3 protein-coding genes and 1 pseudogene are annotated in these 3,474 nt (G+C 69.6%); 3 read left to right on the top strand and 1 reads right to left on the bottom strand.

Annotated features, from left to right (window positions below; genetic code table 11):
- Positions 1-284: pseudogene (locus JWR81_RS00135) on the top strand (LLM class F420-dependent oxidoreductase); the annotation flags it as partial.
- A gap of 6 nt (positions 285-290) precedes the next feature.
- Here the strand turns inward: JWR81_RS00135 and JWR81_RS00140 are convergent.
- Entirely contained in the window at positions 291-527 is a 237-nt protein-coding gene (locus JWR81_RS00140) for a hypothetical protein (protein WP_297644990.1), read from the bottom strand.
- A gap of 221 nt (positions 528-748) precedes the next feature.
- On the opposite strand from JWR81_RS00140, the gene JWR81_RS00145 reads away from it, so the two are divergent.
- A complete protein-coding gene (locus JWR81_RS00145; protein WP_297644993.1) occupies positions 749-2,053 on the top strand; it encodes an MFS transporter in 1,305 nt (434 codons plus the stop codon).
- 234 nt (positions 2,054-2,287) lie between these two features.
- On the top strand, positions 2,288-3,474 hold a 1,187-nt coding region (locus tag JWR81_RS00150; protein ID WP_297644996.1), incomplete at its 3' end, for a glutamine synthetase III.

The raw sequence follows: 3,474 nt of genomic DNA on the forward strand, positions 1-3,474 counted from the left end.
AGAGCCCTGCCGCGCTCGACCGGCTGCTGCGCTACGGCGACGCCTGGCTGCCCCGCGCCCACACCACCACCGACGAGCTGCGCCGCGTCCGGGCCTGGCTCGCCGAACACGGACGCACCGACGTGCCGTTCACGATCTTCGGTGCCGACCGTGACCCCGACGCGCTGCGCGACTACGCGGACGCCGAGGTGGAGCGGGTGACGTTCATGCTCGACACGCTTCCCGAGAGCGAGACCCTCAAGGAGCTCGACGAGCTGGCGGAGCTGGCCGCGCAGTACCGGTAACGGCGCTCAGGCCTTGTCCACCCCGGGACGCCGATCCTCCACCCCGTACCTCGCGCGGGTGCTGATCGGCGCCCCCGGCGGCAGGACCGGGGGCACCACCCGGAAGTCACTCTGCCGGCGCTGCGGGTTCACGTTCATCCGCGCGTACCGCGTCCGCCCGGCCACCGCCGACGCCGGGTCGTCGTGGTCGCGCTCGAGGTCCCACGCGTAGCTCGTCGAACCGCCCGTGCACGTCCACGGCACGACGCTGCACGGAGCGGGATCGCCCCGACGCCACGCCGAGCGTGAACGGGCTCCCGATGGCGGCGGGTTCCCGCACCGGTGCCGCAGAACCCCGCCAGCGCCCGGCACGGCCGGGTCCACACGGCGACGACGGGACAGTTGTGGTGACATGTCGGCACGATCGCTGCTCCGAATGGAGCAGAGCCTGCGTCCGGACGTGCCTTCATGACAGGAGTGACCGCATGACAGTCGTGACAGCGCCGTCACGCAACCGCATCGCGGTGGCCAGCTTCGTCGGCACCGCGATCGAGTTCTACGACTTCTACATCTACGGCACGGCCGCCGCGCTGGTGTTCGGGAAGCTGTTCTTCCCGTCCTTCTCCCCCGTGGCCGGCACGCTGGCGGCGCTCGCGACGTTCGCCGTCGGGTTCATCGCCCGCCCGATCGGCGCGATCCTGTTCGGCCACTTCGGCGACCGGGTCGGTCGCAAGCAGATGCTGATCGTCTCGCTGCTGATGATGGGGCTGTCGACGGTCGCGATCGGGCTGGTGCCGTCCTACGCCACCATCGGCGTGGCCGCGCCGACGCTGCTCGCTCTGCTGCGGTTCGTGCAGGGCATCGGGCTCGGCGGCGAATGGGGCGGAGCGGTGCTGCTCGCCACCGAGCACGCACCGCCCGGCAAGCGCGGCCTCTACTCGGCGTTCCCGCAGCTCGGCCCGGCCATCGGTTTCGCGCTCGGCAACGCCCTGTTCCTGCTGCTGGGCGCATCGATGAGCCCCGAGACGTTCGAGTCGTGGGGCTGGCGGATCCCGTTCCTCGCCTCGGCGGTGCTGCTCGTCGTCGGGTTCTACGTGCGGATGCGCATCTCGGAGACGCCGGTGTTCCAGGCCGCCCTGGACGCGCAGGCGCAGGCGCGGGTGCCGTTCCTGGAGCTGCTGCGCCGCCAGCCCAAGGTGCTGCTCTTGGCCACGCTGTCGTTCGTGCTGGCGTTCACGATGTTCTACACGATCACCACGTTCTGCCTGACCTACGGCACCGCGACCCTGCAGATCTCGCGGACGACGATGCTCGTGGAGGCGATCGTCGCCTCGCTGGTGATGGGAGCGGCCACGCTGTGGTTCGCGGTGCTGTCGGACCGGATCGGCCGCCGCTCGCTCTGCATCGCCGCAGCCGTGCTCTGCGCGGTGTGGGCGTTCCCGCTGTTCTGGCTGGTGCAGACCCGCCAGCCGCTGCTCGTCGGCATCGGCATGACCGTCGGCCTCATCGGGTTCGCCCTGCTCTACGGCCCGATGGGCGCCTACTTCCCCGAGCTGTTCCGCGTCCGCTTCCGCTACTCCGGCTCGTCGTTCGCCTACAGCGCGGCCGGGATCATCGGCGGCGGGGTGAGCCCGATCGTCGCCACGGACATCCTGGCCCGGACCGGCTCGACGACGGGCGTCTCCTGGTATCTCGTCAGCATCGCGGCGCTGTGCCTCGTCTGCCTGCTGTTCCTGCGCGAGACGCGGGACGCCGACTTCACCGACGGGCTGGCGCCCCGGGACCGCTGAGGTCGCGCCGGGTAGCTCGATCGGGCGACGCGCCGTCCGATCGAGGCGACAACGGTTGCGCCGAAGGCACCAACGGCCCGTCGACCAGGTGATAAGAGCCTCCCACGATCGGACGGGTGGCACTGCAGCGGTCACAGAACGGAAACACCCCCGCCACAGCTGCTTCGTAGTGTCCCTGGCTCGGGCCCTGCCCGTCTGCGGGCCACATACCGCCTGGTCGAAAGGCACATCACAATGAGTGGAAACGCTGTCCGTCTGCAGGCGATCCAGGACGTCGAGGCCTACGAGCCACCTGCCGCCACCTTCGCGGTCGACGAGGCGCCCGGCGAGGTCTTCGGGGAGAACGTCTTCAGCAAGGCCGCGATGCAGAAGCGGCTGCCGAAATCGGTCTTCAAGTCCGTCATGTCCACGATCGAGCACGGCGCGACGCTCGACCCGTTGGTGGCCGACGCCGTGGCGTCCGCCATGAAGGACTGGGCCCTTGAGAAGGGCGCCACGCACTATGCGCACGTCTTCTACCCGCTCACCGGCCTGACCGCCGAGAAGCACGACAGCTTCCTGGAGCCCGTGGCCGACGGCTCCGCGCTCGCCGAGTTCGCCGGCAAGACGCTCATCCAGGGCGAGCCCGACGCGTCGAGCTTTCCCAGCGGCGGCCTGCGCAACACATTCGAGGCCCGCGGCTACACCGGCTGGGACGTCACGAGCCCGGCCTACGTGCTGGAGAACCCCAACGGCAACACGCTGTGCATCCCCACCGTCTTCGTGTCGATGACAGGTGAGGCGCTCGACCACAAGACCCCGCTGCTGCGCTCGCAGCAGGCGATGGGCACGCAGGCCGAGCGCATCCTGAAGCTCTTCGGGCACGAGAACCTCGACCACATCGTGTCGTTCTGCGGCCCCGAGCAGGAGTACTTCCTGGTGGACCGGCACTTCTTCCTCGCCCGCCCCGACCTGCTCAACGCGGGCCGCACGCTGTTCGGCGCCAAGCCGCCCAAGGGCCAGGAGTTCGACGACCACTACTTCGGCGCCATCCCCGAGCGCGTGCTCGGCTTCATGATGGACACCGAGCGCGAGCTGTTCAAGCTGGGCATCCCCGCCAAGACCCGGCACAACGAGGTGGCCCCCGGCCAGTTCGAGATCGCCCCGATGTTCGAGCGCGCCAACGTCGCGTCCGACCACCAGCAGCTGCTGATGACCACGTTCAAGACCATCGCCAAGAAGCACGGCATGGAGTGCCTGTTCCACGAGAAGCCGTTCGCCGGCGTCAACGGATCGGGCAAGCACTGCAACTTCTCCCTCGGCAACGCCGATCTCGGCAGCCTCTTCGTCCCCGGTGACACCCCGCACGAGAACGCGCAGTTCCTCGTGTTCTGCGCCGCCGTGATCCGGGCGGTGCACCTCTACGGCGGGCTGCTGCGGGC

The organism is Pseudonocardia sp., assembly GCF_025965585.1.
Taxonomy (GTDB): Bacteria; Actinomycetota; Actinomycetes; order Mycobacteriales; family Pseudonocardiaceae; genus Pseudonocardia.

Coding starts and splice junctions, on each gene's coding strand:
- JWR81_RS00145 (WP_297644993.1), top strand. CDS start 749: ATGACAGTCGTGACAGCGCCGTCACGCAACCGCATCGCGGTGGCCAGC.